This is a genomic window from Paraburkholderia unamae (assembly GCF_003268775.1).
In the GTDB taxonomy this organism is placed as follows: domain Bacteria; phylum Pseudomonadota; class Gammaproteobacteria; order Burkholderiales; family Burkholderiaceae; genus Paraburkholderia; species Paraburkholderia unamae.
This window is the reverse complement of the sequence record NZ_QLSU01000008.1, coordinates 54,955-76,929: the sequence shown is the minus strand read 5'-3', so window position 1 is coordinate 76,929 and position 21,975 is coordinate 54,955. Positions and strand designations below refer to the sequence as shown.

18 protein-coding genes are annotated in these 21,975 nt (G+C 64.7%); 10 read left to right on the top strand and 8 right to left on the bottom strand.

The features are described 5' to 3' along the window. Position 1: 1 nt before the first annotated feature. A complete protein-coding gene (locus C7401_RS15060; protein ID WP_112172189.1) occupies positions 2-706 on the bottom strand; it encodes an SDR family oxidoreductase in 705 nt (234 codons plus the stop codon). 159 nt (positions 707-865) lie between these two features. On the opposite strand from C7401_RS15060, the gene gcvA reads away from it, so the two are divergent. The 8 genes from gcvA to C7401_RS15020 all read left to right on the top strand — a co-directional run bounded on the left by gcvA (position 866) and on the right by C7401_RS15020 (position 14,173). Beyond that, the gene (gene gcvA / locus C7401_RS15055) at positions 866-1,795 is read left to right on the top strand and encodes a transcriptional regulator GcvA (protein ID WP_112172188.1); all 930 of its coding nucleotides are present in this window, start codon (positions 866-868) and stop codon (positions 1,793-1,795) included. Positions 1,796-2,034: 239 nt separating this feature from the next. After that, entirely contained in the window at positions 2,035-3,324 is a 1,290-nt protein-coding gene (locus tag C7401_RS15050) for an ABC transporter substrate-binding protein (RefSeq protein WP_258397076.1), read from the top strand. Beyond that, a complete protein-coding gene (locus C7401_RS15045; RefSeq protein ID WP_112172186.1) occupies positions 3,321-6,317 on the top strand; it encodes a bifunctional diguanylate cyclase/phosphodiesterase in 2,997 nt (998 codons plus the stop codon). The genes C7401_RS15050 and C7401_RS15045 overlap by 4 nt, the downstream gene beginning before the upstream one ends. 302 nt (positions 6,318-6,619) lie before the next feature. Then, positions 6,620-7,948 (top strand): 2-hydroxycarboxylate transporter family protein, encoded by a 1,329-nt coding sequence (locus C7401_RS15040; protein WP_112172401.1) that lies wholly within the window; start codon positions 6,620-6,622, stop codon positions 7,946-7,948. A gap of 104 nt (positions 7,949-8,052) precedes the next feature. After that, entirely contained in the window at positions 8,053-9,948 is a 1,896-nt protein-coding gene (locus tag C7401_RS15035; RefSeq protein ID WP_112172400.1) for a sensor histidine kinase, read from the top strand. Beyond that, a complete protein-coding gene (locus C7401_RS15030; RefSeq protein WP_112172185.1) occupies positions 9,938-11,299 on the top strand; it encodes a sigma-54-dependent transcriptional regulator in 1,362 nt (453 codons plus the stop codon). The genes C7401_RS15035 and C7401_RS15030 overlap by 11 nt, the downstream gene beginning before the upstream one ends. A gap of 327 nt (positions 11,300-11,626) precedes the next feature. Further along, positions 11,627-12,862 carry an MFS transporter gene (locus C7401_RS15025; protein ID WP_112172184.1) on the top strand — a complete coding sequence of 412 codons (1,236 nt, stop codon included), beginning with the start codon at positions 11,627-11,629 and terminating at the stop codon, positions 12,860-12,862. 114 nt (positions 12,863-12,976) lie between these two features. Then, a complete protein-coding gene (locus C7401_RS15020; RefSeq protein ID WP_112172183.1) occupies positions 12,977-14,173 on the top strand; it encodes an NnrS family protein in 1,197 nt (398 codons plus the stop codon). Between the two features lie 159 nt (positions 14,174-14,332). On the opposite strand, the gene C7401_RS15015 is transcribed toward C7401_RS15020, so the two are convergent. Together C7401_RS15015 and C7401_RS15010 are read right to left on the bottom strand one after the other, a co-directional pair. Beyond that, positions 14,333-15,646 (bottom strand): MFS transporter, encoded by a 1,314-nt coding sequence (locus tag C7401_RS15015; RefSeq protein ID WP_112172182.1) that lies wholly within the window; start codon positions 15,644-15,646, stop codon positions 14,333-14,335. Between the two features lie 166 nt (positions 15,647-15,812). Then, positions 15,813-16,739: a LysR substrate-binding domain-containing protein gene (locus tag C7401_RS15010; protein ID WP_112172181.1), complete on the bottom strand. Its 927-nt coding sequence runs from the start codon at positions 16,737-16,739 to the stop codon at positions 15,813-15,815. Between the two features lie 99 nt (positions 16,740-16,838). On the opposite strand from C7401_RS15010, the gene C7401_RS15005 reads away from it, so the two are divergent. Further along, on the top strand, positions 16,839-17,876 hold the full coding sequence (locus tag C7401_RS15005; protein WP_112172180.1) for an alpha/beta hydrolase family protein: 1,038 nt from the start codon (positions 16,839-16,841) through the stop codon (positions 17,874-17,876). Here C7401_RS15005 and C7401_RS15000 read toward each other — a convergent pair. From C7401_RS15000 to C7401_RS14980, 5 genes are all read right to left on the bottom strand, one after another. Continuing rightward, entirely contained in the window at positions 17,857-18,162 is a 306-nt protein-coding gene (locus C7401_RS15000) for an NIPSNAP family protein (protein WP_112172179.1), read from the bottom strand. The two genes, C7401_RS15005 and C7401_RS15000, sit on opposite strands and share 20 nt — an antisense overlap. Before the next feature lie 87 nt (positions 18,163-18,249). Beyond that, on the bottom strand, positions 18,250-18,759 hold the full coding sequence (locus C7401_RS14995) for a DUF1697 domain-containing protein (RefSeq protein ID WP_112172178.1): 510 nt from the start codon (positions 18,757-18,759) through the stop codon (positions 18,250-18,252). 33 nt (positions 18,760-18,792) lie between these two features. Then, positions 18,793-19,803, bottom strand: coding sequence for a helix-turn-helix domain-containing protein (locus C7401_RS14990; RefSeq protein ID WP_258397073.1), 1,011 nt, complete (start codon positions 19,801-19,803; stop codon positions 18,793-18,795). A 62-nt stretch (positions 19,804-19,865) separates the two neighbouring features. Further along, entirely contained in the window at positions 19,866-20,585 is a 720-nt protein-coding gene (locus tag C7401_RS14985; protein ID WP_146757928.1) for a Pr6Pr family membrane protein, read from the bottom strand. 46 nt (positions 20,586-20,631) lie between these two features. Beyond that, on the bottom strand, positions 20,632-21,264 hold the full coding sequence (locus C7401_RS14980; protein ID WP_112172175.1) for a TetR/AcrR family transcriptional regulator: 633 nt from the start codon (positions 21,262-21,264) through the stop codon (positions 20,632-20,634). Between the two features lie 260 nt (positions 21,265-21,524). Between C7401_RS14980 and C7401_RS14975 the strand changes: the two genes are divergently transcribed. Continuing rightward, entirely contained in the window at positions 21,525-21,836 is a 312-nt protein-coding gene (locus C7401_RS14975) for a hypothetical protein (RefSeq protein WP_112172174.1), read from the top strand. Positions 21,837-21,975: the final 139 nt, after the last annotated feature.

The window sequence follows — 21,975 nt, the reverse complement described above, 5'->3', positions numbered from 1 at the left end:
GTCACAGCGCGCGCACGATGCCGCCATCCACGCGAATGTTCTGCCCCGTGATGTAGCCCGCGCCATCGGAGAGCAGGAATGCCACCGTCTTAGCGATCTCTCCGGTCTTGCCGAAGCGGCCAACGGGAATGCGGGCGACGATATCCGGCGTTTCGGGCCAGCTGTCGATAAAGCCTGGCAGTACGGAATTGATACGGATATTGTCTTTGGCGTAGCGATCGGCATAGAGGCGAGTGAACGAACTCAATGCGGCGCGCAGCGCGGAGGAAACGGGCATGGCCTGCTCGGGCGCGTCGGCCGCGAAGCTGGAAATGTTCACCACCGCGCCGCCGCCCTGGGCGAGAAACGCAGGCGTCACGCGACGCAGCACGCGGGCGACATTGAGCACGATGATGTCGAGCCCCAGGTGCCACTGTTCGTCGTCGATCGAGAGCAGGTCGCCCTTGGGCGGGTGGCCGGTGTTGTTCACCACGGCGTCGATGCGGCCGTATTTGTCGAGCGTTCCCTGGACGAAGCGGTCGATGTCGGTGGCCTCCGTGACCGAACCGGTCATGCCGAATCCGCCCAACTCCGTGGCGAGCGCGCTCGCGCTGCCCGACGGCGACATCAACGCGAGGCGGTAGCCCTGCGCCGCCAGTTCACGCGCGATGGCCGCGCCCATGCCTTTGCCGGCGGCCGTGATGAGTGCGACTTTTTCTACTGCCATCTTGCTTTCTCCTTGAGTGGATTGCGCGCGCCGTGAGGGCGATCTGGCCGCAATCGGCGGGTGTTCATGGGGAATTTATGGCGTTATGATCGAATTGTCGAATGATGTTTTTTACGGTCTGACAGTAGAATATCTACTGTCTCGATTCCCTGCTGCCTCATGTATACGCTGAAGTCACGCCGCCTCCCGCCGCTCAATGCCCTGCGCGCATTCGAGGCCTCCGGCCGGCACCTCAATTTCCGGCTCGCCTCCGAGGAGCTTGGCGTGACGCAGGGCGCGGTGGCGCAACAGGTGCGTCTGCTGGAAGAGTCGCTGGACCTGCCGCTCTTCGAAAGGCTATCACGGGGCCTCGCGCTCACCGCGGAAGGTCACACGTACTTCGTCGCCGTGCAACGCGCGCTCACGATCGTGTCCGACGCCACCGAGGCGCTGAACCGGCGCTCGGCTTCGCTCACCATCAGCACGACGCCGTCGTTCGCCTCGAAATGGCTGATCCCGAGGCTGGCGGACTTCGGCGAGGCGCATCCGGAGATCGATGTCCGCGTGATCGCGGACGTCGCGCTGTGCAGCTTCAAATCGGACGGCGTGGATATCGCCGTGCGGCTCGGCAAGCCGCCGTTCGCCAAGGGGCTCGTGAGCGATCTGCTGTTTCCGCTGCATGTATTCGCCGTCGCGAGTCCGCAGTTGTTCAAGCACGACGCGCCCGTCACCACGGTCGCCGACCTCGAAAAGTATGTGTTGCTGCACGACACCCATGATCTCTGGCCGGAGTTCTTCAGCGCGCTCGGCTACACCAGGCCGATGGGCGCGTTGAAGGGGCCGCGTTTTAGCCAGTCGTCGCTTGCCATCGACGCCGCCATCGCGGGACACGGCATTGCGCTGACCAGCGAGCAGTTCGTCGAGCGCGATATCGCGGCGGGCAGACTGCAACGCCTGTTCGACTTTTCGCTGCCGTTGTCGCTGGGCTATTACGTCCTGCTGCCCCAGGCGAGCGCCCGGTGGGAAACGAGCCAGAAGATGCGAAGCTGGCTGCTCGCGCAATACGCGTCCTCGCTCAAAGACAAACCGCTCGCCGGCTCGTCGGAATAACACGCTCGATCGCAAATGGTGAGCGCCGGTAGTGGCTTGCCGGTCGCTTGCCGAACGCCTCGCCCCCTCAAGCGGCGCGCGGTTTTTGCCGATATGCATGCTGGCTCCCTTATCGCGCCCATCGACCCGTTTTCCCTCGTGGTTGCGATAACCCGGCACGCTTAATCTGGCGGGCGTGAGAGATGTGCGGGACTCCCGACGCCCAAGCCGCTTTTCCCGAACTCATACGCGAGCGTGACGTGCAAGGAATCAAGTTTGCCTGGCTGCTGTCCGGACTGATCGGCTTGCTGGTTCTCGCGGGTTGCCATGAGCGCAACGCGACTCAGGGCAGCGAGCCGCCGCCCGCCGGCACGACCATCACCGCGCTGATATGGGCGCCCGACTGGCCGGAAGAGATGCTCGAGATCGCTTCCGAGTTCGGCAAGCGCAATCCCGACGTGCACGTGAACGTTCAGTTCATGATCGGCAACTCGGTCGAAGAAAATATCAAGCCGCGCGTGGCGGCGGGCACGCTGCCCGATCTCGTCAGCATCAATCCGAACGCTTACGCAGCCGAACTGGCCGACCAGGGCGTGCTGGCCGACGTCAGTCAGACGGCGGCGTGGAAGACCATGCTCGCGCCGCTCAAGGGCGACTGGACGAGCCGCCGCGGCAAGGGGTTCGGCGTTTCGGGCGGCGTTGCGACGACGATGATCTATTACAACCGCGAGATGTTCGCGAAGGCAGGCATCAAGGCGCTGCCGACGAATTTCGCGGAGTTCATGCAGGTGTGCGCCCAGCTCAAGCGCGCGGGTCTCGTCCCCATCATGTGGAACGGCGGGTTTCCGAACATGCTGGGCAACGGCCCCTTTGCTTCCGGTTTCGCCAACAACGTCGTGGCGCACGAACCCGACTGGAAAGCGAAAATGGCGGACGGCACGTTGAATCTGAATACGCCGGCCGTTGCCGAGATCTTCGCGAGGCTCGCCTTGCTGCCCGAGCGCGGCTACGTGCAACCCGCGTTCATGACCACGGGCTATGACGAAGGCATACGCCTGTTCAAGGAAGGGAAGGTGGCCATGGCGTTTCAGGGCAGTTGGGCCGCCGGGCTCATGATGCATGGCAACCGCTTTGCGGTGGGCGTATTCATTCCGCCATGGAACGCCAAAGGCGAGACAGTCGTGCCCGTGCTGGGCAGCGAAACGGGCTTCGCGGTTTGCGAAACGCCCAACCAGGCCGCCGCCATGCGCTTTCTGGAATTCATCGCCGCCAGGGGTTTTCCGATTCTTCAGAGGAAACGCCACAACATCTCGCCGTTTCAGCAAGGCGCGGGAACGGTCGTGAGCGACCCGGAAATCGTCGACTATACCAATGCGGTCAGTCGTTTTCCCGTAACGGCCAGCCCCTATTATTCGTCGCTCCCTTCCAATACGATTGAGCTCCTGCACAAACTGATGCAGGACGTGCTGCTCAGGAAAATGACGCCCAGGCAGGCCGCGCAGCGCCTGGATGAATCGGTGAAGACTGAAGCGAAGATGCATTACAAATGAATTCGATTTCCGCGCTGTTGCGGCGCGCTTTCGACCACCTGAGCCAGGACCTGCTTCGCAGCGTTGAAATCCGGTATCGGCTGATCACGGCTTTCATTTTGCTGTCGCTGTTGCCCATCTTTATTTCGGGCTGCATTTCGTATGTGAAATCGATCGCGGCGATCAAGGAGAATGCGGAGATATTCTCGAAAGAGGTCGTGCGCCAGGTTTCGAGAAACGTGCAACTGCGCATGCAGCAGATCGAAACCGAGAGCAACTTGCTGGTGCTCTCGAACCGGGTGCAGGGCGCGCTCGCGATGGCGGCGAGCGGCAGCGCGAGGGAGCAGAGCGAGGCGCGACAGGATATGGCGCGTTTGCTCCTTGAGCACTACGGGTCGGTCGATTTCATCAACCAGAAGTATTTGCTCGACGGGCAAGACCGGATTCTCGACACGCAAGCGTTTGCGCAGTTGACCCAGGGCGTGACGAGTCTCGTGCGGCGTGCGCAAGCCGCGCACGAGCGCACCTACTGGGGCAGCTACGACAACGGCGTCGGGCAGCAGAACCTGGGCATGGTGCGCGCCATCTACGACAAGAGCAACAACAGGAAGATCGGCAATCTGGTTCTGGTCGTTCGTCCGGAATACTTTTCGACCATATTCAATGACGTCGCTTCGGGCAGCGGCACGAATATCTTCGTGTTCGATTCGAGCCACGACAAACTGATCGTCAGCGCCGAGAACGCGTTGGCCGCCAGTGGCCGCGACACGCCCGAGGCGGGCCTCGTCCAGGAGATCGCGCGCAACGGCGCGTCCGGCGAGGCGAGCCGTTGCTTCGCATTCGCAGGCCGTCACGGCGAGCGCTACCTGGCCGCCTATGCGCGCATTCCCGGCACCGCCTGGTTCGTGGTGAGCACGATTGCCGAAAAGAATCTGACCGCGGAAGCGCAGGCGGTGCGCAACCAGATCGTGCTGGTGGGCATCTCCGGTTTTCTGCTGTCGATCTTTCTGGCCTGGTTTATTTCCCATAGTATTTCGGCGCCGCTTCGGGATCTCGTGCGCAAGATGCACGACGCCGGCGACGCGGCGGGCGCGGCCGAAGACGAAGCGCAGGACGCGCAAAGCCCGGCCGGCGGGCGCGATGAACTGGCGAGGCTTGCGCACCGCTTCGAGCGCATGCGCGGCGCGATCAAGCAGAAGATCGAGAAGATCAACGAGATCAACGCCTCGCTCGAACAGACGGTGGTCGATCGCACAGCGGAGCTTGTCGCGCGCGAGCGCGAGTCGCGCACCCTGATCGAAAACTCGCCAGACACGATCACGCGCTACGACCGAGACCTGCGCCGCACTTACGCGAACCCCGCGTTCTGTGCCTCGGCCGGGTGCCATGCGGCCGACGCGTTGGGCAAGCGGCCCTCGGAGCTGCCGGGTGGCCCTAACGCGCTGCTCTATGAAAAGAAAATCGGCGAAGTCCTGGCAAGCGGGAAAAGCACGCAATTCGAGCTGAGATGGTCCGGCAAGGATGGGCAGGAGCAATGCACCCACATTCGCATCACGCCGGAAATCGATCGTGACGGCACGATCACTTCGGTGCTGGCGGTGGGCCGCGATCTCTCCGACCGCATGGCGTTCGAGGCGACCATCTGGAAACAGGCCAATTTCGACGCGCTGACGAACCTGCCGAACCGGCAGATGTTTCATGATCGCCTCAATCAGGACGCGGCCCACTCGCGCCATCTGGGTCGGCGCATGGCCTTGATGCTGATTGACCTCGACCGTTTCAAGGAGGTCAACGACTCGCTGGGGCACGACACCGGCGACGTGCTGCTGATCGAGGCCGGACGGCGCATCAGCGACAGCGTGCGCGAGCAGGACACGGTGGCCCGGCTTGGCGGCGACGAGTTCACGGTGATCCTGCCCGGGCTGGAGGACATGGAGGTCGTCGAGCGCATAGCGCGCAACATCAATCGTAAGCTAACCGAACCATTCAAGCTCGGGGCGGACGAGGTCTATATCTCGGCGAGCATCGGCGTAACCGTGTTCCCCGACGACACGAGCGAGCTCGACGCACTGTTCAAGAACGCCGACCAGGCCATGTATGCGGCCAAGAGCGCCGGGCGCAACCGCTTTAGCTATTTCACGCCCGATTTGCAGGTGGAGGCGGAAACGCGCCTGCGCCTCACGAGCGACCTGCGCGCCGCGTTGCCTCGGCATCAGTTGCGCGTGCTTTACCAGCCGGTGGTCGATCTCGCCACCGGACGCGTCTGCAAAGCCGAGGCGCTGATACGCTGGCTGCATCCCGAGCGGGGCACGGTCAGTCCGCTCGATTTCATTCCGCTGGCCGAGGATACGGGGCTGATCGTCCCGATCGGCGACTGGGTGTTCCGGCAGGCGCTGGAACAGGCGCGGCAATGGCGTGAGCGCTACGACGGGTCGTTCCAGATCAGCGTGAACATGTCGCCGGTGCAGGTTCGCCAGGACAGCGCGATGTGCGCGCGCTGGCACGACTATCTCGACCAGGTGGGCATGCCGGGGCAGTGCATCGCGGTGGAAATCACCGAAGGCATTCTGTTGCACGCCGAATCGAAAATCGACGAGAAGCTGCTGGATTTTCGTCGCTCGGGCATTGGTATTTCGATCGACGACTTCGGCACGGGCTATTCGTCGCTGGCTTATCTCAAGCGCTTCGATATCGATTACCTGAAAATCGATCGTTCATTCGTGCAGAACCTGAGCGTCGACGAAGAGAATCAGGTGCTGTGCGAGGCGATGGTGGTGCTCGCGCACAAGCTGGGCATCCAGGTCATTGCCGAGGGGGTGGAAACGGTCGAGCAGCGCGATTTTCTCAAGGCGATCGGCTGCGACTTCGCGCAGGGCTTTTTGTACTCCACGCCGATTGCGCCGGATCAGTTCGAAACGCTGGTCTGGCCGTCGATCCCCTCTCACGCCGATGAAGACGGTCGCGCGCAGGCGAGGGCACGGGCGCGCAATGCGGGTGTCCTGGACGGCGTATGACGCGCCGCTCGATTCGCGAGGCTGAGATTTCAGCCTGCGAACTTCTCCGATTCTGAAATCTCAGCGTGCAGAGCCGCTGCGCCGCTCAGGGTCACATCAGAAGGATTCATATAAATCAATGGGTTAGGCGGATTTTCAGCGTTTGGACACGGGTTGGCACGACTGCTGCTTTATCAAGCTCCGGCGGCCTTCAGCCGGTCGCCTTTTTCAGAACGAGCACCGGCAAAGCGACCCGTCCGGCAGCGAAAACGAAGGAGACATCCGTGCAGAACAGTGCATCCGCATCCGCCCCATCCCACGCGCTGCCCGAGCAGGCCGCCGCCAACAAGACCCGCTTCTGGCCCGAAGGCTGGTGGAAGCTCATGGAAATCCGTATCGGCATCATTCCGCTGCCGATCTACGTGATCCTGTTCGCGCTCATCTGCGGCTTCGCCGTGACCGGCAAGGTGCCCGGCGAGATCTCGATGGCGATCGCCGTGCTCGCGTTCTTCGGCTTCACCTGCGCCGAACTCGGCAAGCGCCTGCCGCTCCTGCGCAACATCGGCGCGGCCGCGATCCTCGCGACCTTCGTGCCCTCGGCGCTCACTTACTATCACGTGCTGCCCAAGCCGATCCTGCACGTCACGGTCGAGTTCACGAAGCAGACCAACTTCCTCTACCTGTTCATCGCGTCGATCATCGTCGGCAGCATTTTGAGCATGGACCGGCGCGTGCTGATCCAGGGTTTCCTGAAGATCTTCATTCCGCTCGCGGCGGGCACCGTTGCGGCAACCATCGTCGGCACGCTGGTGGGCACCGCGCTCGGCCTCGGCGCGAAGCACACGCTGCTGTACATCGTCGTGCCGATCATGGCGGGCGGCGTGGGCGAGGGCGCGATCCCGCTTTCCGTCGGCTATTCGGAGATCATGCATGTGGCGCAGGGCGATCTGTTCGCCCAGGTGTTGCCGCCCGTGATGCTCGGCAGCCTCATTGCGATCATTCTCTCCGGCGCGCTCGACATGGTCGGCAAGCGCTTTCCGCATCTGACCGGCAATGGCCGTCTGCAAGTCGGCGAACTCGGGGAAATGGCGCAGTCGAACGAGGAAGCTCGCGGGCACGTCGACGTGGGCCATATCGCGGCGGCGGGTATTACCGCGATCACGCTGTACCTGATCGGCCTGATGGCGAACAAGCTGTTCGGCCTGCCCGCGCCGGTCGCGATGCTGTTCCTCGCCGTGCTCGTGAAGCTCGCGCGCGCCGTTTCGCCGCCGCTCCAGGAAGGCGCGTTCGTGGTCTACAAGTTCTTCTCCACGGCGGTCACGTATCCGCTGCTGTTCGCGATCGGCGTGGCAATGACGCCGTGGGACAAGCTGATGGCCGCGTTCACGCTCGTCAATGTCGTGACGATCGCGGCGACCGTCGTGACGCTGATGGGCACGGGCTTCGTGGTCGGCCGCCTGATGAAGATGTACCCTATCGACACCGCAATCGTGAACGCGTGCCACAGCGGCCAGGGCGGCACCGGCGACGTGGCGATCCTCACCGCCGCGAACCGCATGCAACTCATGCCGTTCGCGCAGATCGCCACGCGCATTGGCGGCGCGATCGTCGTGACCGTGACGCTCATCCTGCTCGCGCACTTCGGCGCTTGAACGCCGTCTGCTGTGAACGCCCTCGCGATGGCGGCGCCGGCGCATCCGGCGCGCAGCCGCTGCGCCGTCCGCTGCCCGGCGGCGGTCCATCGACGAGGGAGAACGTGCACAAGCGCTACAAGGGAATCGCATGGTGGGGATGGGCGGCGGCGGCCGTCCTGTATGTGGGGGCGGCGTTCGCCGCCGTCGAATTCGCCTGGAACCGGGCAATCGATGCGCTCGCCGATGTCGGCGCGCACCGGCTCGACCTCTACGCCTCCAGCCTGACGAGCGAGCTGGGGCGCTTCGAAATGGTGCCTGCGCTCGTCGCGCGCCAGGACAGCGTGCGCGCGTTGCTCAACGCGCCGCCCAACGAAAAGGCGGGCCTGCTGCCCGCGGTCAACACCTATCTCGAAGCCGTCAACCGTGACGTCGGCAGCGGCGCCGTGGACGTGATCGACGCGCACGGCACCGTGATCGCCGCGAGCAACTGGAACCAGCCGGTGAGCTTTGTCGGCACCAACGTGTCGTATCGCCCGTACTTCCAGGACGCGCTGGCGCGCGGCCGCGGGCGCTTCTTCGGCATCGGCACGAACACCGGTGTGCCCGGCCTGTACTTCGCGAACGTCGTGCCCGAAGGCGGGGTGGCCGGCGACATGGCGGCCGGCAGGCCGCTCGGCGCGGTGGCGGTGAAGGTCAGCGTGGACGCGCTCGAAGTGGCGTGGCGCACGCCCGCCGAGGCGGCGCTGGTGGTGGACGGTAACGGCGTGATCGTGATCTCCACCGAGCCCGCATGGAAGTTCAGCGCCATGCGCGCGATCACCGCGCAGCAGCAGCGCGGCATCCAGGCGTCGCGGCAATACGCGGGGCGCGTGGTCGAGGTGTTGCCGTACCGGCGCATGGGCGACTGGAACGGCGCGGCGTGGTTCGGCCTGTTCCCCGATCCGCATCGCGCGGGCCGCACCGCCCGCTATCTCGTGATGTCGCGTCCGGCGCCGCAGGGCGGCGACACGATCATGGTGCTGCTCGACACCGCCGGCGCGCGGCGTCAGCAGCGCATTGCGTTCGGGTTCGTGACGGGCATGTTTCTGATCGCCGTGCTCTATGCGCTGTACGCGCTCCAGCGCCGCCGCACGATTCAGGAAAAGCTCAATGCGCAGGAGGCGCTGCGCCGCGCGAACGACCAGCTCGAAACGACCGTGGTGCAGCGCACCGCCGCGCTCACCGATGCGAACGAACGGATGCAGCGGGAAATCGCCGAGCGTGAGCGCACCGAGCAGCGCCTGCGCGCCACGCAGCAGGAAGTCGTGCACGCGGGCAAGCTCGCCGTGATCGGCCAGATGGCCGCCGGTCTCACACATGAACTGAATCAGCCGCTCGTGGCGATCCGCACGCTTTGCGACAACGCGCGCACGTTCTTCGAGCGCAACCAGCCCGCGCAGGCGAACGCCAACCTGGAGCGCGTCGGCCGTCTCGTCGACAGCATGGCCGTGCTCACCGCCGAGCTCAAGGCGTTCGCGCGCAAGCCGGAGGTGGAGCGCGTGGCCGTGTCGCTGGCCGAGGCGCTTGCGCACGCGCGGCTCATCTACGACGCGCGCATTCGCGACGAAGCGGTGCGCCTCGCCGTGCGGATTCCGCCCGGCACGACCGTGTATGCGGAATCGAGCCAGCTTCAGCAAGTGATCGTCAATCTGCTCGGCAACGCGCTGGACGCTGTTCGCGACGCGCCTGCGCGTGTCATCACGATCGAGGCGAGCGAGCCCGACTCGCGCGGCATCGTCCGCTTCACGGTTGACGACAGCGGGCCGGGCATCGCGGCGGAGGTGCTCGCACATCTGTTCGAGCCGTTCGTCACGACGAAGCCGCGAGGGCAAGGCCTCGGACTCGGGCTCGCGATCACGTCGCGCATTATCGAAGGGTTCGGCGCGAAGATTTCCGCCGCCAACCGCGACGAAGGCGGGGCGCGCTTCACGATAGAATTCGCGGCAGCCGAAGCGCAAAGGACAGAACATGGAAGATGAGATTCGGGTGCTGGTTGTTGAGGATGACGAAAATGTTCGCATCGGCGTCGAACAGGCCGTCGCGCTCGCGGGCTTTCCGGTGAGCGCATATGCCTCGGCCGCCGAGGCGTACGCCGAAGTCGCGCCGGGCGCGCCGGTCGTGATCGTCTCCGACGTGCGCATGCCCGGCATCGACGGGCTGCAACTGCTCGACCACGTGATGTCGGTCGACGCGCAGATTCCGGTGCTGCTCATCAGCGGACATGCCGATATTTCCACTGCGGTCAGCGCCATGCGCGTGGGCGCCTACGATTTCATCGAGAAGCCGTTCTCTTCGGACGTGATTGCGGGCCGGGTGGCGCGCGCCGTCGAGAAGCGCCGGCTCACGCTCGAAGTCGAGGGGCTGCGCGCTACGCTGCGCAACGGCCAGGGCATCGAGGCGCTGGTGCTCGGCAAGTCGCCGGCCATGGCCGACGTGCGCAAGAAGATTTTGCGGCTCGCCAATACGTCTGTTTCGGTGCTCATCACCGGCGAAACGGGCACCGGCAAGGAACTGATCGCGCGCAGCCTGCATGATTTCAGCGCGCGGCGCGACGCGCATTTCGTCGCGCTGAACTGCGGCGGCCTGCCCGAACAGGTGTTCGAGAGCGAGTTGTTCGGGCACGAAGCGGGCGCGTTCACGGGCGCGATCAAGAAGCGTATCGGCAAGATCGAGTGGGCCAATGGCGGCACGCTCTTTCTCGACGAGATCGAAACGATGTCGGTCCCGCTACAGATCAAGATGCTGCGCGTCTTGCAGGAGCGCGTGGTCGAACGGCTGGGCGCGAATGAGCTGATTCCGGTGGATTGCCGCATCGTCGCCGCATCGAAGGCGGACCTCACCGCGCTCTCGGCCGAAGGTACGTTCCGTTCGGACCTGCTCTACCGGCTGAATGTCGCGCAGATCGAATTGCCGCCGCTGCGCGAGCGGCGCGAGGACGTGCCGCTGCTGTTCGAGCATTTCGTGCTCGCGGCCGTGCGCCGCTTCGGCACGCCCGCCCCGTTGGTGAGCGCGGCGCAGATGTCCGAGCTGATGATGCACCCGTGGCCCGGCAACGTGCGCGAACTCCAGAACGTCGCGGACCGCTTCGTGCTCGGGCTGACCGGCGACAGCCTGCTTTCGGCGGGCGAGGGCACGGCCAAAGGTGGCACGCTCGCGGATCAACTCGCGTACTTCGAGCGCATGCTGATCGAGGACGCACTGCGGCGCAATCACGGCAACGTCGCTGATGCGAGCACCGACCTCGGCATGCCGAAGAAGACGCTTTACCACAAGCTGCGCCAGTTGAAGATCGCGGGCCGCGATGCGCAGGGCGAGGGCGCCGAAGCCTGAATACGTAGCGCAGCGCGGTTCGATAATGTGAATTCGCGTTGAATATTCCTGGGCGATTTATCTGCGTCTGGAATATCGATAATTATTTTTCCGCTAAAATACCCACATCCGCCCCGGAATCGCACCGGGGCGCGAGCCGTCATATTCCGTTCATAACCCTGTTGCCGACCCCGCCAATCGCGAGGCCGCACACGTTTTATTCTTTGATGTTAAGTTAAACGCCATTCCCCCGCGCTCAATTGAATTGGCGAATATCGCCGATTTTTAGCGTGTATTTTCCGAACAATCGATTTTATTATTCGCCCTCCACCCAACAGTCATCGAATCATGAACGACCGTTCACCCATTCTCGCACCCCCACAGCACGACGAAACAACGCTGCGCCAATGGCTGTCGGTTTTTGCCGTGGCGATCAGTGCCTTTGCGTTCGTGACATCCGAGTTTCTGCCGGTGGGCCTGCTCACCCAGATCGCAAACGACCTCCACGTGACGCCCGGCACCGCCGGGCTGATGGTGACCACGCCCGGCGTGATGGCCGCGATTTTCGCGCCCGGCCTCATGATATTCGCCGGGCGCATGGACCGGCGGCAGGTGTTTCTGCTGCTCACGGCCATGCTGCTCGTATCGAATATCGTTTGCGCGATCTCGTCGAACTTCGCGGTCATGCTGATCGGCCGCGCAATGCTCGGCGCGGCGCTCGGCGGCTTCTGGACGCTCGCCACCGCCGCGGCGGGGCGCCTCGTGCATGTCAGCGACGCTGCGCGCGCCACGGCCATCATCCTCACCGGCGTGACCTGCGCGACCGTGATCGGCGTGCCGCTCGGCACCTTTATTGCAGGCTTTGCGTCGTGGCGCATGTCGTTTTTCGTGACGGGCGGGCTCGTCGCGCTGGCGCTGATCGCGCAGGCGCTGCTGGTGCCCTCGCTGCCATCGGCGGTCGCCTTGCGTATTGCGGACTTTGTCGCGCTGCTGCGTCGCCCGCATACGCGCCTGAGCATGCTGATGGTCGCGCTCGTGTTCGGCGCACACTTCTCCACCTATACGTTCATCACGCCGCTGCTTCAGCAGGACTTCGCGATGAGCGCCATCACGCTGCTGCTGCTCGCGTTTGGCGTGATCGGCTTTTTCTCGAATGCGCTGACGTCGCTCGTGATCGCGAAGCGCCTGAAGTCCTCCGTGGCGACAATGTCGGCGCTCCTGCTGTGCGCGCTCTCGGCGATGATCGTGCTCGAACATTCGCGCGTTGGCGAAATCGCCGCCATGCTGATGTGGGGCATCGCGTTCGGCGCGATTCCGCTGTGCTTCTCCGTATGGATCCAGCGCGGCACGGCCGATTTGCCGGAAGCGGGGTCGGCGATGTTCGTAAGCGTGATTCAGGTGGCGATCGCGCTGGGCTCGTCGGTGGGCGGCGCGATCGTCGATCGCTCGGGCGTGCGCGCCGACTTGCTGCTCGGCTGCGCGCTGGCGGTGTTCGGACTCGTGGCGTTGCAGCGGCTCGCGGCGATGGAGCGGCCGGCGAAAGTCGCTGAGATGGCGCGTGAATGTAGTCCGTCGCTGGACTGAAGCGGTGGGGCGCATGCCGCTCCCGCGCCACCCGGAGCAAAATGCCGCAGTCGCTCCCACATCGTGCCGATCCATATAAGATGCGTTAAAAATGCATCTTTTCATGGAGCGGCCATGAACGTCTATCGAATCGAAGAGCCCGCCCCGAAGTCACGGGGCGGTTTCGCGCTGTGGGCGCTGGGGTTCCGGCCGTTCTACCTGGGTGGCGCGCTGTTCGGCATCGCGGCCGTGCTCGCGTGGATGGCTGCTTATTCCGGTCATCCGCTGCCTGGCTTCAGCTCGTATCTGCCCGGCGTGTTCTGGCACGTTCACGAGATGATTTTCGGCTTTGGCGCGGCGATCGTGGCGGGCTTTCTGCTCACCGCCGTGCGCGCCTGGACCTCCATCACGCCCGCGCAGGGGAAATCCCTCGCCGTGCTGTGGTTGCTGTGGCTCGCCGGACGCGTTGCCGTCGCATATGGCTCGCCGCCCGTCGCGGCCGTGGTCGACAGCCTGTTCCTGCCGGTGTGTGCGCTCGTGCTGCTGCGCGTGCTGATCCACGCGAAAAACCGTCACAACATCTTCCTGCCCGTTGCGCTCGGCCTGCTTGCCGCGCTGAACGTCACGTTTCATCTCTCGATGCTGGAAGGGCGCGCGGACCTGGCGCTGCACAGCGCCTACCTCGCCGTGGGCATGCTCGTGCTCTTCATCACGATCATCGGCGGCCGCATCATTCCTTCATTCACTGCCAACGCTGTGCCGGGTTACGCGTTTCGCCGCTGGGACGCGATCGAGCGCGCGGTGATGCCCGTGAGCGCGCTGGCGTTTGTGCTCGACGCCGCGCTCGGCTCCGGCGTGCTGGTCGCGCTGGTCGCCTGTGCGGCGGCGTGTGCGCAGGGCGCGCGCCTTTGGGGCTGGCGGCCGTGGCGGGTCGGCAACCGGCCGATTCTCTCCATCCTGCACATCGCCTATGCCTGGATACCCGTGGGCTTCGCGCTGCTCGCGCTATCCGCCCTGGGGCTCGTCGCGCATACGCTCGCCATCCACGCGTTCACAGTGGGCGCGATTGGCTGCGCGATCATGGCGATGATCACGCGCACGGCGCGCGGACACACGGGGCGCAAGCTCGTGGCGGGCGGTATCGAGGTGGGCTGTTACGGATTGCTCGTGCTCGCCGCGCTCATCCGCGTGATCGGGCCCTGGCTCGCGCCGCAGTGGCTCACGTTCTGGATCGAAGCCTCGGGCGCCTGCTGGGTTGTCGCCTTCATGGCGTACTGCTATCGCTACGCGGGCTGGCTCATGACACCACGCGCGGATGGTAAGGAAGGCTGAGTTTTCAGGTTCGCTATCCGCAGAATGAAAAACCCGCGAGCAAGGCAAACAGTGTGGACGGCTTCAACCAGTTCGCGAACGTCCACACTGTAATCACGCCGATGCCAAGCACGATCGCGGTGATACTGGCGAACCGCCCGACACGATGCGCTTGCATGCTCATGCCGCCTGCAAAGCCGTACGGTCCAGACGCGCAACACGCTGATCGTCGATCGGCAGATGCAGCACGCCGGCAATCACGCCGAGCGCGATCGATCCATACCACAGCAAGTCATACGAATGCGTGGCGTCGAACACCACGCCGCCCAGCCACACGCCGAAAAAGCTGCCGAGTTGATGCCCGAAAAACACGAAGCCGAATAGCGTCGTGATATAGCGCACGCCGAACACCTGAGAGACGACACCGTTCGTGAGCGGCACCGTGCCAAGCCAGATGAGGCCCATCACAAACGAGAAGACATAGAGGCTCACGGGCGTGAGCGGCAGCGCGATGAAAAGCGCCATGGCGCCCGCCCGCACGAAATAGATCGCGGAAAGCAGATACTTGCGCCGCAGGAAGCCGCCCGCGTAGCCGCACAGGAACGTGCCCGCCGTGTTGGCGAGGGCGATGGTCGCGAGCGCGATGCCGGCTTCGCGCGCGCCGAGGCCGCGATCGAGCAGCCACGCGGGCAGATGCGCGGTGATAAAGGCAAGCTGGAATCCGCACGCGAAAAAGCCGAGATTGAGCAGCCAGAAGCCGCGATGCGAGAGCGCTTCCGTGATGGCGGCGCGCATCGGTTGTGCGTCACTCGGCGCGTCATCGAGCACGGCGCTTCGTGCGTTGCCCGCATGGGTCGCGCCGTGCGGATGCGGCGTGGGCGTGTCGCGCAGCCAGTGTGCGAGCGGCGCGGTGGCGGCCACGATGGCGGCGAGCACGACGATGGCCGCAGCCCAGCCGAAATGGCCGATCATGTCCTGCGCGAGCGGCACCATGCAGAATTGCCCGAGCCCGCCTATCGTGCCCGCGACGCCGAGCGCCCAGCCGCGCTGCTCCGCCGGATAGAGGCGTGAAAGCGCACCGTAGACCGCGCCGAATGCGGTGCCCGACAACGCGATGCCGACCATGAGCCCCACGCCGAGCGTATAGAGCCCCGTTGTCGTCGCATGCGCCATTACGAGCAAGCCGAGCGCATAGAGCACCGCGCCCACGAGAATCACGCGCGCCGAGCCGAAGCGGTCGGCGATCATGCCCGTGAGCGGCTGGGCGACGCCCCACAGCAGGTTCTGCAACGCGAGCGCAAGCCCGAACACCTCGCGCGACCAGCCGCGATCGAGCGTGACGGGCAGCAGGAACAACCCCTGCACGTTGCGCGCGCCAAGCGCCGCGCCCATCACAATGCCGCCTGCAATCACGGGCAGCCAGCGGGTTTGCCACTGCCGGATTTGCTGCTGCTTTGGCTCGCGTGTTTGGCCTGTTTCGACCGGTACGCTCATGTTCGCTCCCTGGCGCGTGCGCCGCGTGTGTCGTGTAAGGGGCGTGCAGAAGGCGCACCCAGGCGCATTCGCCGCGAGGCCATTTAAGCTCGTGCGGCGCTGGTGCTCAAGCGAGTATTTGGCGCGGTTCGCATGCGTTCAACGCATGCGAACCGGTTCTAGGCGATCAGGACAGGCCTGGCTCGCCGGGCGCGGCAGCGCCGCATTCTTCGCAGATCCAGTCGATCACCGCACGCACGTCGTCGCGCGGGACGTCGTCCGCCTGATCGAGGAAGTAGGCATAACCGGACACGCGGCTCGCGCCGTTTTTGCCGATGGTGGCGAGCCGCCCGTCCGCGAGCATCGGCTCGACGAGCGCGTGGCGGCCGAGTGCCAGGCCCCGGCCCGCGAGCGCGGCCTGGACGACCTGGTCATACTGATTGAAGCGCAGTACGCCGCGCGGCCGCGCGTCGGCAAGGCCCAGCGCGCCGAGATGATCGGCCCAGCGCAGCATCGGCCGCCTGGGCCCGTCGAATTCGAGCAGGACGTGCCGGGCGAGCGTCGCCGCGTCCAGCTTCGCGATGCGCAGCGACGGGTGCGCGACCGGCACGATGGCTTCGTCGAACAGCCGTATCGACGCCGGTGAGGCGCTGCGCGCGCTCGCGTAGCGAATGGCGAGGTCGATGCCTTCGGCGCGCAGGTCGAGCACCTTGTCCGTGGCCGCCACGCGCAGATCGATGTCGGGATGCCGTTGCTGGAGCGCGCCCAGGCGCGGCAGCAGCCAAAGTGCCGCCACGCCGATGCTGGCCGTGATCGTTACGGGCTGGCGCGCCGCGCCCTGCGTGAGCGCCTCCAGCGCTTCCTGTAGCTGTTGGACGGCACTGTCGGCGGTGCGGAACAGCCGCTCGCCCTCCGGCGTGAAGGCGATGGAGCGATAGCCGCGATGAAACAGGCTCAGGCCCAGGGTCTCTTCGAGCGCTGCGATCTGGCGGCTCACGGCCGATTGCGTGAGACAGAGATCCTGAGCCGCGAGCGTGATGCTCATGCGCCGCCCGACCGCGACGAAGCCGCGTATCAGGTCGAGCGAAGCGAGCCGGACGAGCGGGACTGCCATGCGTGCTCCTCATGCGAAGAATGCAGGAAGATTGATTGAGCGAGCGGGCGCAGTCAAGTGAAATGGCGTATCGCACATTACTGGCGGGGGAGATGTCGCATGAGCGAGGCGGATACGTATCACGATACGAGGCAGCAAGAGAGATGCGAACCGGAGCCGTTCACGGCGATGGCGGCCGACGGTTATCCCATCCGTGGATTCGCGTGGCGCCACGGCGTGCCGCGTCCCGTCGTCATCGTGAACGCCGCGACGTCGGTGCGCTGCCGGTACTACTTTCGTTTTGCCGCCTGGCTGCATGAGCACGGCTACGATGCGATCGTCTACGACTACCGTGGCATCGGCGAGTCGCGTCCGGCCGATCTCGCGCGGTTTTCGGCAAGCTGGCTCGACTGGGGCGAGCGCGACTTCGAGGCGGTGCTGTGCTACGTGGGCAAGGCGTTTGCGGGGCAGCCCGTCGATGTCGTCGCGCATAGCATTGGCGGGTTCGTCGTGGGGCTCGCTGCTTCGAATGGGCATATTCGAAGGGTGTTCACGGTGGGGGCGCAATACGCGCACTGGCGCGACTATGCGACACGCAGCAAGCCCGCGATGCTGTGGAAGTGGCACGTCGTCATGCCGGTGCTCGCCGCGCTGTGCGGCTATTTCCCTGCGCGGCGGCTCGGCTGGATGGAGGACACGCCGCGCGGCGTGGCGCTTTCATGGAGCCGCAGCGAGCGCAATTTCGAGGACACATACCGGCGCAGGCCCATCGCGCGCGCACGCGAGCAGCGCGACGCGCTCGTTCGACGCTTCGCGGCCATGCGCGCGCCGCTGCTCGCCGTGAGCACGACCGACGACGCGTTCGGCACCGTGCCGGCCATCGAACGGCTCCTGCGTTACTTCGTGCATAGCAGGGTTGCGCATCTCCGCATCGCGCCCACCGATATCGGCGTGGAGCGCATCGGCCATTTCGCGTTCTTTCACAGCCGTTTCGAGGCGAGCCTTTGGCCGGTTGCGTTGCATTGGCTCGTCAATGGCGCGATTGCGCCGGGCGCGCCGGGGCGCATCGTGTCGTCGCGCAGCGGGCTCGACGAGACCCAGGGCGAGTCGTGCGTGCCGCTACGGCGTGCTCATGAGCCTACGACAAAACCGGCCTGAAAAAGCTGCGCTCGTAGCTCATGATGCAACGCGTATCGGCTGCGTAGCGAAACGCCGCCTGGCATTCGGCGTCTTTCATCGAATCGGCGCGATACGTTTCATAGGCCGCGAGGCTCGGAAACGAAAACAGCGCGAGCGCGATATTGTTGGCGCCCTCGGAAGGCAGGAAGTAGCCATGATGCGTGCCGCCGAACTTCTCCACGAGCGGAATCCACATCTTCGCGTAGGTCTCGAATTCTTCGAGACGGTATGGATCGATCACGTAACGCAGATAGCAGGTAATCATGGTGTGTTCTTCGAGTGGTTGGAAAACGGGCCCTGTACTGTGTTGCAGGGCGTGGCGCGCGTCAAGGGCCATGAGGCCATGAGGCGCTTACTCCTGCGCCATCTCCAGAAGCTTCGCCACCGTATTCATGTTGCGCGCCGTGCCGTTCTTTGCTGCCGCGATCTTTAGCTTCGAGCGGCCAATGCCATCCTTGTAATGCACATAGATTTCCCGCACGCCTCGCGCCATTTCTTCGGACTGCTTGCCAGTCGCGCTGTCGAGTGCGTCGGCGGGCGGCGGGGTGTCAAGAAAGATCGCGACGGTGCGATCGGGCGCGGCGGCGGCAAATGGGTTGCCCTCCAGCACACCGGCAAGCTCGGCGCCCGAGCGCACCAGCACGCCGACGGGCTTGCCCGCATAGGCGTCGAGGCTTTGTTCGAGTCTCTTCTTGACGGCGGCTTCACCAAGCCGGCTTTCGAACACGACATTGCCGCTCGCGATATAGGTGCGCACGCGCGTGAATCCGAGCGCTTCGCACATCGCGCGAAGCTCCGGCATGGGCAGTTTTCCGGTGCCGCCGACATTCACGGCGCGTAGCAGGGCGATATAAACAGGCATGGATGGGAACCAGGAGTGACAGCGTGCGCCGGTTCAGGGAAAAACCGGCGCGGCGAAAGAAAAGTGGCGGAATTCCAGCGGCGACATGTCGAACGCCCGCTTGAACGCACGATTGAAATCGGACGCGCTGGCGAATCCCAGCCCATACGCTATTTCGACAACAGGCTTGTTCGGGAAGCCGCGCAAATCTTCGGCGGCCTGGGCGAGCCGCCGGTTGCGGATATAGGCCGCGAGGCCGCCTTCGTACTCGAACATGCGATAGAGCGTCGGGCGCGAAAGCGGCGAAGCGACCAGCACGCGCTCGGGCGAGAGCCCGGCTTCGTGCAGGTTCTCGTCGATGAAGCGGCGCGCGCTCGCAAACGCCGCGGCCCGAACGGCGGCGCGCGCGTTGCCGTGCAGGCGCGCCTGCTGACCGAACGCCGCGGCAATGAGCAGCGTGCAGGTGCGCATCGCGTCATGCCCCTCGGCGGCGCTCATGCGCGGCAGCGCGCGGCAAAGATGCGCGAGGTGCCCCGGAATCAGGCGGGCGAGGGGCGTGTGATAGTGGAGCAGCTTGCCGTGCACCGCTTCGGGTTCCGGCAGCACCGTCTCGATGAGCGCGCGCGGCGCGAACAGGGCGAGCACGCGGCAGTCCGTGCGCGACATGTGCATGGGTTGCGCAAGATCGAGGGCGATGATGCTGGGCTGCGTTTGCGTGGCTATGCGCTTTGGATAGAGGCCCGTGGAGGTTTCGAGCGTGCCTTCCATCACCACGTGGAAGACGTAGTTGCGCAAAGCGTCGGTGGAAATGCGCGCGGCCGTGCGCGTCTGGCTCACGGCGTCGGTGCGGCAGTCCATGAAGGTCAGGTCGCCGCTGCGGTAGCTTTCGATGGTGCCGTAAAAGCCGCGTGCGATTTGCGCGCGCGTAACCGGCACGTCGAGGAAATGGGAAAGACGATCGCGCCACGCGAGCAGTTGCCGCAGCGGCGCTTCGCGGTTCGTGCTGAACCGGTCTTGGACACAGTATGGTGGCGCTGTTGCGCCGGCAGGGAAATCCGTCGTCAAGATTTCGGCAAGCGTGTCAGGGTGGGTGGAAGCCAGGTACTTTCTCGCCGGAGTATGGCGAGTTAATCGGGGCGCGGCAAGTCCGGTGCCGGGCGTTCGTGAACGGCGATCATCGCTGGGCGCCGCCGCGTGTTGATTGCCATGAAGATCGCCATCAACACGATGAAGGCGGCGAACAGCAGCGCGCTGTTGACGATCACGTGCGCATAGCCGAGCTGGCTGACGTCGATGAATGGATAGGGGTAGAAGTCAGTCTCGCTGCCGCGCCAGAGCGTGACGACGAGATAGCCGAGCGGGTAGACGAGCCAGGCGAGGCATTCGCGCGCGCAGAGCGCGAAACGCGGCACGAACATCAGCCAGTATGCGGCGCACAGCAACGGAATGAGGCTGTGCAGGCTTTCGTTGAGCAGGCCGCGATACCCGTGCGGCGTCCATATGTGGCGCAGCAGCAAGTTGTAAGCAATGCCGACGAATACCATGTACACCGTGATCGCGCTCACGGCCGCCGGCCTGGCAAGCAAGCGCCCCGGCCACGTGCGCACGCGCAGCGCGACGCAGGAGAACGTGAGCGCGACCAGCAGCACCGTGAGATTGGTGAGGTACGCGGCGAGCCGGCCGATGGCCTCCAGCGTGTCGAAGCCGCGCGATTCCATGCGATGGATCGTGATGTTGGTCTGCACGCCGAGCGCGACCCACGCGAGGAGCGCAATGGCGCCCGCCATGGCCGTGGCCTGGAGGCCAGGTGGCTGCGCGGCGGCGGCGGACAGGGGGCGTTCGGACATCCACGGATGGTAGCGCACAAAGCTGCGGCGCGTTGGACGCCGCCGGCTATTTCCCGCCTGCGCGCTGCGAAGCCGAAACGAGGTACAAACGCACGAGTTCGCGAAGCTCGGCGAGCAACATGGCGCGCGCCGCCGGCTCTTCGTTTGCGGCGCCGGTCACGCCCTTGAGCATGTGAATCAGCACGACGGCCATGACCTTGGCCCTGGCCGGCTTGAGGCCCGCAATCGCGCCGCCCAGGATGCCGGCGACGCCTGCGCGCATGACTTCGCGAAAGCGCTGGCGCTGCTCGCTGCCGCCGCTGCGCGCATCGATGAGCGCGCTCGCATAGCTGCGTTGCGACTGCAACAGCAGCACGAAGTCGACGAGCGCATCGGCAACCGCTTCCAGCGTCATTTCCGGCACCTGCTGCTGGAGGTCGGTCAGACCGTTGCTTGCTTGCTGCGCGTAACGCTGCAACAGCGCCTCGGCCAGCGCCTCCTTGGTGGGGAAGAAGCGATATAGCGAGCCGATGGCCGTTGCGGAGCGCGCCGCGATTTCGGTCATGGTGGCCGCGTCATAGCCCTTTTCGCTGAAAACAGCGACGGCCGCGTCCATGATCGCCGCCACGCGCTGACGACCTCTTTCCCGCTTGGGCTCGGTGGCGCGCGCGGGTTCCGCGGAGGAGGAAGGTGAACGCATGCGGGTACCTGAAAATGCGAGGATTTGAGAGGAATTCCTCGCATATTACCATGCGTGAATCATGGGGCGTTATCCGGTGAAAGTGGCGTGTTTTGATGCTTGAAAGGATAGATGAATTGACTTATGCGAGGGTGTTCTCTACTATTATTTGAGAGGGTATCCTCGCATTTCAGCGGGGCGCGTGCCCATCGGACATCACAACATCGCTGTGCGCGGATCTAGCGCGCTTCCCGCTTCCACGCTTGACTTGAGGTGACGATATGCATGCCATCTGGCTCTTTTTCGCCGGAGTGTTTTTCTGCAATGCGCTTCCCCATCTGGCTTCCGGCCTTCAGGGGCTGCCGTTTCCCACGCCGTTCGCGCGGCCGCGAGGCAGGGGCGATTCGTCGCCGGTTGTGAACGTCGTGTGGGGATTTGTGAATCTCGTGATCGCGCTGGTGTTCGCCATGCGCGATCCTGCCCGGATCGGGACGGTCGAAGGCGCGCTGGCCGCGCTGTCGGGCGGGCTCGCGATCGGACTCTTTCTGGCCGCGCACTTCGGCAAGGTGCAGCGCGAGAAGCGTGCGGAATGAGCGCCGAAGATTTTTTTCGCAGAGTCGCGAAAAACAGTTGCAAGACCTAGGTGAAAACCCTATACTTCACTCGTCTCCTCCATGTCTCCTCCTGATATGGATTCAGCCCGCCCACTTAGGCGGGCTTTTTCTTTTCCGG

Coding starts and splice junctions, on each gene's coding strand:
- C7401_RS15060 (WP_112172189.1), bottom strand. CDS start 706: ATGGCAGTAGAAAAAGTCGCACTCATCACGGCCGCCGGCAAAGGCATG.
- gcvA (WP_112172188.1), top strand. CDS start 866: ATGTATACGCTGAAGTCACGCCGCCTCCCGCCGCTCAATGCCCTGCGC.
- C7401_RS15045 (WP_112172186.1), top strand. CDS start 3,321: ATGAATTCGATTTCCGCGCTGTTGCGGCGCGCTTTCGACCACCTGAGC.
- C7401_RS15030 (WP_112172185.1), top strand. CDS start 9,938: ATGGAAGATGAGATTCGGGTGCTGGTTGTTGAGGATGACGAAAATGTT.
- C7401_RS15025 (WP_112172184.1), top strand. CDS start 11,627: ATGAACGACCGTTCACCCATTCTCGCACCCCCACAGCACGACGAAACA.
- C7401_RS15020 (WP_112172183.1), top strand. CDS start 12,977: ATGAACGTCTATCGAATCGAAGAGCCCGCCCCGAAGTCACGGGGCGGT.
- C7401_RS15015 (WP_112172182.1), bottom strand. CDS start 15,646: ATGAGCGTACCGGTCGAAACAGGCCAAACACGCGAGCCAAAGCAGCAG.
- C7401_RS15010 (WP_112172181.1), bottom strand. CDS start 16,739: ATGGCAGTCCCGCTCGTCCGGCTCGCTTCGCTCGACCTGATACGCGGC.
- C7401_RS15005 (WP_112172180.1), top strand. CDS start 16,839: ATGAGCGAGGCGGATACGTATCACGATACGAGGCAGCAAGAGAGATGC.
- C7401_RS15000 (WP_112172179.1), bottom strand. CDS start 18,162: ATGATTACCTGCTATCTGCGTTACGTGATCGATCCATACCGTCTCGAA.
- C7401_RS14995 (WP_112172178.1), bottom strand. CDS start 18,759: ATGCCTGTTTATATCGCCCTGCTACGCGCCGTGAATGTCGGCGGCACC.
- C7401_RS14985 (WP_146757928.1), bottom strand. CDS start 20,585: ATGTCCGAACGCCCCCTGTCCGCCGCCGCCGCGCAGCCACCTGGCCTC.
- C7401_RS14980 (WP_112172175.1), bottom strand. CDS start 21,264: ATGCGTTCACCTTCCTCCTCCGCGGAACCCGCGCGCGCCACCGAGCCC.
- C7401_RS14975 (WP_112172174.1), top strand. CDS start 21,525: ATGCATGCCATCTGGCTCTTTTTCGCCGGAGTGTTTTTCTGCAATGCG.